Below are 6,205 nucleotides of genomic sequence, written 5' to 3'. Positions count from 1 at the left end.
ATTTAAACATAAGTAATGCTCTAAATTGTTATTTTAATAGCAATCCCAATTGTAAATAACATTGGAAAAATCTAGGTTTAACAAATCTTCCTTGCGTATAAAGAAATTAGCAACACCAGAATCTCCCCACATAATATTTAATGAATCGTCTGTATCGATTTGCAACAATAATATATCATGCTGTTGGTATTTTTCTTCCCATTCCCTCGGATCTGTCTGTGTAAAAAATGGATAACCGCCAATTTTATGCCCTTGATCTTGGCATAGATCATCATACAGTTCGCCTAATTCTGTTTTATTTTCTTCATCAACAATTTCTTCCCAATCAATGTTTTCATTAAAAATCTTTTCAAATCGATAATCTCTTGATGTTACTGGTTGGTAATCCAATTCAAACTTTAGTTTAGCTGCTTCAGGTATGATAAAATGCTCTAAATCTAAAGTGTTTAAATAACTAAAATCAGTAATAACCTTAGTTAATTCTTCTGTAATTGTAGAATGGTAAATAATTCGAAAGTCTTTTTGGATTGTTGGATGATCAAAATCTGCTCCAAAAAGCTCATCATCAGCACTTACGAAAAATTGTAACATGCCCTTTTGAGGCATATATTCAATATGCGGAATTTCTTCAAGGTTTAACTGCGCAAGTAACATCATAGGTTGGCCATTAGAATCTTTAGGATGCTCTTGATTTATAGGTAAATACGGATATCCACCAAACTTACTTTCAAAAAGGGTTGTCTCTGCTTGCGTTCCAGACACTTTAATATACGGTTTCACACTTTCTTCTAAAATACTACGATACTGTTCTAGTTCTTTCGGAATTTGAAGTTGATACGTATTTTTCACAGCTTTTACCTCCCTTTAGTAATGAATTGAAAACACCTAACTTAATTATATAGCAAGAGATAGCTTGATTGAAAATTGTTAAAAATCCGTTTTCATCCTCATTTTTTGCGCACTTGGTGGACAAAGTAAATTATGTTCTATAACTTTTTTATTTATAGTTCGAATTAAATCCGCTGCTTCTGCTGTATTTGTATTTTCTTTTAGTTTTTCTTTTAAATCGTCAATTTCTTTTGAAAGCTCAATCCACCTAGGTAAAACATGATTATTTGCCAAAGTTCTATACAATTGCTTTTCAGGATTGTACGAAAGGTCTTTATCAAGATTAAGAGGTTTCCCTTTACCAGGTAAATCATTAAAAGCTCCTTTCTTTTCTGCCTGTTTAACAATAGAACTAATATGATCCTCATACGTGAATGACCAAACTTTCTCATCTTTCACTAAAATTTCTTGTTTTTTTAGTTTTTTATCTAGTTCATCTTGATTCATAGATTCATTCCTCTTTTCATTTTATTTTTATAGTGTTGTTTTCGAATGTTTTAATACTCTCAATCCATCAAATAACTTTTCTCGCCACCAAACACTGTCATGACCACCTTGAAACTCTTCATAAGTGGTTTGGTATCCATTATCTTTTAAAGCTCTATATAAGCGCTTATTAGCCGTTAAAAGCGGTTCATTTTCTAGTTGTCCTGCTGCCAAATAAAAATGAGGTTGAGACGTATTGGGATTTGCAGATGTAATTTGATTTTCAATCCACGGAATTTCATTTTCAAAGCCATCCTTTTTCCAATGTACGGATCCAGACATTGACAACACATTCCCGAAAATATGTGGATTTTGAAGCGCTGCATAAAAAGCTGCTAAGCCACCGAGACTGAAACCGGCAATTGTTGTATTCCTCTCTTCTTGATATACGTGATACTTAGCTTGAATCCACGGAAGTAATTCCTCCGTTAAAAATGTATTCATATTATCGTTATAAGTTAGCTCTTCTAGCCGATCAACAGGATCTATAGCAACAGCTATACAAGATGGAATTTCTTTTTTATAAATTAAATAATTGAGTGTTCTTGTGATTGAAAGGTTTTTAATAAAAGAATTTCCATCAAATACAATGAGAAGTTCATGAAGGTGTGCAGTTTGAGAATAATTATGAGGCATATAAATATGAATCTTACGTGTATTATTTAAAGTTGAACTATAGAAAGAATATGTTTCAATTTCTCCAGATGGATAATAATTTGAAAGGAATCGACTACCGTACTGCACTTCCATGTCTATTTTTAACACTGATGCTTTTTTATCACCCTCTCCAAATGTATTTTCGTTAAAGCGGTCTAGTCTATACTGCTCACTGCGTTTTATCCAGTCATTTTCAAAATAATCGTTAACTGAAAAATAGTAAGTTGAAATAAAAGTCTTATCTGTTCTGAACGTTTTATACCAAACATTTGTGTGTAACAATCGTTTTAATTGATTCGTAGAAAGTTCCCAACCAGGAAAGCTACCGAATACATAGACGTTTTCAGTTATTTGATCCCCTAGCCAAATATACGTTATAAGCTTATACCGATTATCTACTGGACACTGTTCTATTAATGGCGTATTATTTGACTTTATTTCATGCAAAAAAGTATATAAAGCGTTCTCCTTTGCATTTTCTAATTGATTAATAAGTTCCTCTAACTTAGGACTAATTATTGAGGACACTCCTCTTCCCTCCTCTGTAGTATTCTATATGTACTTCTTTCTCCTCATTAGAATTCCTATATAAAAATAAGCCGTAATATGTTATGTAGTTAGATGAGTTATTGATTAGAAAATTTATCAATTGCTTGAATAGCAAATTCCAATGCTTTTATTCTTCTTTCTAAAAGTGTTCTTTGAGGACTACCAGCCTTTGACTTTTCATACGCCCTCTCAATTGATGGAAGCAAACCAGTAAGAACATGGCGAGCTTCTGCTAGATCTTCTTGTGTGTAATGATGAGTTCCTTGATTCCAAACGGTTTCTAACACTGCTAACCCGATGCAAACAGCTTTAAGTCTTTTCTTCACTAAGGTCGTGTTTGCACCTTTCTGAGTCATCTGTGACAGTGCATTTTCAAGTTTACGGATTGTCGATTGTAAAGATTTTATTGATTCCAATTTATCTACATTTGATACGTTTTCCATTTTAGTGCTGTCCCTTCTTCGTTTCTAAATTATTTTGTTTAATGTTTGATAAAATCGTTAAGAACTTGATTTTACTCGAAATATTTTAACATAAATAACTATATTCAAGTTGGACAATAACTTAAAGGAAAACGGCTACTAAACTTATCATCCCTCCCTTACATCATTCTATATGTACTTCTTTCTTCTCATTAGAATTCCTATATAAACAAGTTGTTAATATTGTATATTTTATGAACAAAAAAACGCACAAGTAATGTAACCTGTACGTTTTCACTTTTATTCAGTAAGGTAATAAAGTAATAGTTTACGGGCCTTCTCATAATTCATAAAATCTCTATGCAAAATAGGATACTTCACAATTTCTGTTTCTAGAAAACGATATTGTGGAAACCATTCGAAAAATGATATTCGTAGCCACTTTATTTGATCAAACACAATCTCCTTTTCGTTGTTATTAAGTACGTAACTTAAAGTACCTGCTGTATGCATCCAATAATAATTTAAATCGGCATTAATACAGTCATCTTCTGTAAATGTATTTTTATAGTCTTTCTGCAATTTTCGTGTGTCACGATAGGGAAATGGCTTATGCAGAGGACTATGCATTTTCTGTAATTCATTAAAAATAACCTTTTTTCCTAATAGCAACGTTCCACCCCTTTATTTCTCCATCCAATTCAATAAGTTTTCATAATGATATTGAGCATCCTTATACCCAAGATTATATAAATTAACGAGCTTTTCTTTATTTCTCTCTATACCGCTTATAGGAAGTTGTATACTTGGCTGAATTACATAAAAATTATCTTTTTGTTCGTTGTGATTCATATAAGATACAGTTTCATTATAAAAGCGATAATGCTCTACTAAATGTTCTGCAATTTTCGGATATTTTCTATATAAAATTTTAGCAAGTCCAGAAAATTTATTGCGCTGCTTCTCGTATCCTTCTGGCTTTGTCATAATAACAACGTTCTTTTGATAACCATCATTCTGTGCTTTGAAAACTGGAATAGGATCTATAATCCCTCCATCTAACAGTTTTCGATTATCATATTCTACAGCAGGTGCAATAAATGGCACAGAGCTTGAAGCACGAATGATTTTCAAAATATCATTTCCATGTTCTATTTTATTATAATAAACTGCCTGTCCTGATTCGCAATCAGTCGTTCCGATTACAAACTGTTCATTTGAATTTAGGAAGGTTTGAAAATCAAACGGTACAATTTTGTTTGGTACTTCATCAAATAAAAAATCCATTCCAAATAATTCACGTTTTCGAATTAAGTTTCGATAAGATATATACCTGTGATCTGCTACTAGCTCTGTATTTACTTTCTTATTTCTTCCTTTTTGACGTGACAAATATGTTGCTCCCATACACGCTCCAGCGGATACACCGACTACATACGGAAAGAATAAGCCCCTTTCCATAAAATATTCGAGTACTCCTGCAGTATATAACCCTTTCATTCCGCCGCCTTCTAATACTAAACCGATATTCTTCATGCTCAATCCCTCTGCTTCTATTTTCTTAATTACATGTTAGCACAAGATTTTAGGATGAGGTTATATAAATTAATTGCAACAATAACAAAAAACTATTGAACTTATGTCATAATGTCTTATCCAATAGCATGGTACAATATAAGAAACTCATTCCACATATTATAAAGGAGGAATTTCATATGGGTTTATTTAGTGGTATTTTAGGAAATGCATCAAGTGCGAGTACAGAAAACGTTGAACGTGATTTAGAAAAGATTATGCTAGATGATGAGAAAGTTGAGCATGCTTATAAATTAATTCGTGATTTAATCGTATTTACAAATCGCCGTCTTATTTTAGTAGACAAACAAGGAGTAACTGGTAAAAAAACAGAATACCATTCTATCCCTTATAAAAGTATTACACAATTTAGTATTGAAACAGCTGGGCATTTTGATTTAGATGCAGAGCTTAAAATATGGGTGTCTAGTTTGAGCGCGCCAATTACGAAAGAATTTAAAGGCGATGATAGCATATTAAGTATTCAAAAAGCGTTAGTAACATATACGACGAAATAGTTCGTTTTTGTATATTTATTCATATTAGAAATTACTAACCCGAATATTTCGGAAGAATATACATTAAATTTGTATATTCAATCTAAAATAATATGAAAAGGTAAAGCATTTAAAATGTGCTTTACCTTTCTTTTTTATAATAAATTAATGTTGCTTTATCATTTAATTTATTTTTAAATTCCGCTCTTATATATCCCATCTTTTCGTATAGAAAACAATTTCGTTCTTCCTCTAAAATTGTAGCAAGCTCCCAAGTCGTTATTTCCGGAAACATCTCCTCGATTAAAATTAATACTTTTTGAGCAATTCCGTTCCCTTGATAGTTTGGAATAATAAACATCGGGCTTATCCAAAATTTAGATGCCTCTTCTTTACGTGATATACATATCGCTCCGACAAGATTCATATTTACGAAAATTTTATAAAATCCACCGTCCGGATTATTTATTCTCGAAATCGTTCTTTCAATAAGTTCATTTGCCGGACTTGTTTCATAGTCCTTATACTTTTCTAATAATGAACTAAATGATTCTACTTGCATTTGAAATATAATCTCTGCATCAATTTCTGTCGCCTTCTCTAATGTTACCAATTTAAACGCTCTCTTAACGAAGTAATATGAGCTGTATGATGACGACCGTGCCATGCATATAGTCCAATTGCAGCAGCAAGTTTCTTTTCTCCTGATTCAGGATGATTAAATGTCTTTTCTAAATCTGCCGGTTCTAAAGAATATAATAAGTTAACCCATCTTTTATGTAATGAATCTAGCATTACAAGTGAAACATCTACTGGTAATTTTGAGTCAGGTAGCTCTGCCCATTTTTCTTCTTTGTACGGTTTAATAGTTGGATTCTTTTCTGTCAGTGCTAATTTAAAGCGTATGTAGCTATTCATATGACTATCAACAACATGATGAACGACTTGACGAACAGTCCATCCACCAATGCGATACGGTGTATCTAACTGCTTCTGATCTAAATCTTTTATCGCTCTTGCTAGTTCATTAGGTAAATCCTCAATTTCTTGAATCCATTTATCAATTATTTCTTCTGTAATAGTGCCTACATAAGTAAATTGACCTATTGGATAACGTAAATCCTTCATGTA

The 6,205-nt window shown here is 32.1% G+C and carries 9 protein-coding genes; 1 reads left to right on the top strand and 8 read right to left on the bottom strand.

Annotated elements, in window-relative coordinates; translation table 11 throughout:
• Window positions 1-33 precede the first annotated feature (33 nt).
• The 6 genes from V7038_RS21300 to V7038_RS21275 form a co-directional block, all read right to left on the bottom strand.
• Window positions 34-849: a YwqG family protein gene (locus tag V7038_RS21300; RefSeq protein ID WP_199659460.1), complete on the bottom strand. Its 816-nt coding sequence runs from the start codon at window positions 847-849 to the stop codon at window positions 34-36.
• A gap of 78 nt (window positions 850-927) precedes the next feature.
• A complete protein-coding gene (locus V7038_RS21295; RefSeq protein WP_199659459.1) occupies window positions 928-1,335 on the bottom strand; it encodes a DnaJ family domain-containing protein in 408 nt (135 codons plus the stop codon).
• A gap of 27 nt (window positions 1,336-1,362) precedes the next feature.
• Entirely contained in the window at window positions 1,363-2,559 is a 1,197-nt protein-coding gene (locus tag V7038_RS21290) for an alpha/beta hydrolase (protein ID WP_283747202.1), read from the bottom strand.
• A gap of 98 nt (window positions 2,560-2,657) precedes the next feature.
• A complete protein-coding gene (locus tag V7038_RS21285) occupies window positions 2,658-3,023 on the bottom strand; it encodes a hypothetical protein (RefSeq protein ID WP_199659457.1) in 366 nt (121 codons plus the stop codon).
• A gap of 279 nt (window positions 3,024-3,302) precedes the next feature.
• Window positions 3,303-3,674 carry a YxiJ-like family protein gene (locus V7038_RS21280; protein WP_199659456.1) on the bottom strand — a complete coding sequence of 124 codons (372 nt, stop codon included), beginning with the start codon at window positions 3,672-3,674 and terminating at the stop codon, window positions 3,303-3,305.
• Window positions 3,675-3,686: 12 nt separating this feature from the next.
• Window positions 3,687-4,538 (bottom strand): patatin-like phospholipase family protein, encoded by an 852-nt coding sequence (locus V7038_RS21275; RefSeq protein ID WP_283747203.1) that lies wholly within the window; start codon window positions 4,536-4,538, stop codon window positions 3,687-3,689.
• Window positions 4,539-4,717: 179 nt separating this feature from the next.
• On the opposite strand from V7038_RS21275, the gene V7038_RS21270 reads away from it, so the two are divergent.
• Complete coding sequence (locus tag V7038_RS21270) at window positions 4,718-5,095, top strand: PH domain-containing protein (protein ID WP_283747204.1); 378 nt, start codon at window positions 4,718-4,720, stop codon at window positions 5,093-5,095.
• Between the two features lie 121 nt (window positions 5,096-5,216).
• On the opposite strand, the gene V7038_RS21265 is transcribed toward V7038_RS21270, so the two are convergent.
• Together V7038_RS21265 and V7038_RS21260 are read right to left on the bottom strand one after the other, a co-directional pair.
• A complete protein-coding gene (locus tag V7038_RS21265) occupies window positions 5,217-5,741 on the bottom strand; it encodes a GNAT family N-acetyltransferase (protein WP_283747205.1) in 525 nt (174 codons plus the stop codon).
• Complete coding sequence (locus V7038_RS21260) at window positions 5,681-6,202, bottom strand: YfiT family bacillithiol transferase (RefSeq protein WP_335695613.1); 522 nt, start codon at window positions 6,200-6,202, stop codon at window positions 5,681-5,683. The genes V7038_RS21265 and V7038_RS21260 overlap by 61 nt, the downstream gene beginning before the upstream one ends.
• Window positions 6,203-6,205: the final 3 nt, after the last annotated feature.

This window comes from Bacillus sp. JJ783, from assembly GCF_036963225.1.
Classification (GTDB): Bacteria; Bacillota; Bacilli; order Bacillales; family Bacillaceae_G; genus Bacillus_A; species Bacillus_A cereus_U.
This window is presented reverse-complemented; position numbering and strand designations above follow the sequence as displayed.

Excerpts from the sequence above, each read along its gene's own strand:
- V7038_RS21275 (WP_283747203.1), bottom strand. The coding sequence starts at position 4,538 with ATGAAGAATATCGGTTTAGTATTAGAAGGCGGCGGAATGAAAGGGTTA.
- V7038_RS21285 (WP_199659457.1), bottom strand. The coding sequence starts at position 3,023 with ATGGAAAACGTATCAAATGTAGATAAATTGGAATCAATAAAATCTTTA.
- V7038_RS21270 (WP_283747204.1), top strand. The coding sequence starts at position 4,718 with ATGGGTTTATTTAGTGGTATTTTAGGAAATGCATCAAGTGCGAGTACA.
- V7038_RS21265 (WP_283747205.1), bottom strand. The coding sequence starts at position 5,741 with ATGGCACGGTCGTCATCATACAGCTCATATTACTTCGTTAAGAGAGCG.
- V7038_RS21295 (WP_199659459.1), bottom strand. The coding sequence starts at position 1,335 with ATGAATCAAGATGAACTAGATAAAAAACTAAAAAAACAAGAAATTTTA.
- V7038_RS21260 (WP_335695613.1), bottom strand. The coding sequence starts at position 6,202 with ATGAAGGATTTACGTTATCCAATAGGTCAATTTACTTATGTAGGCACT.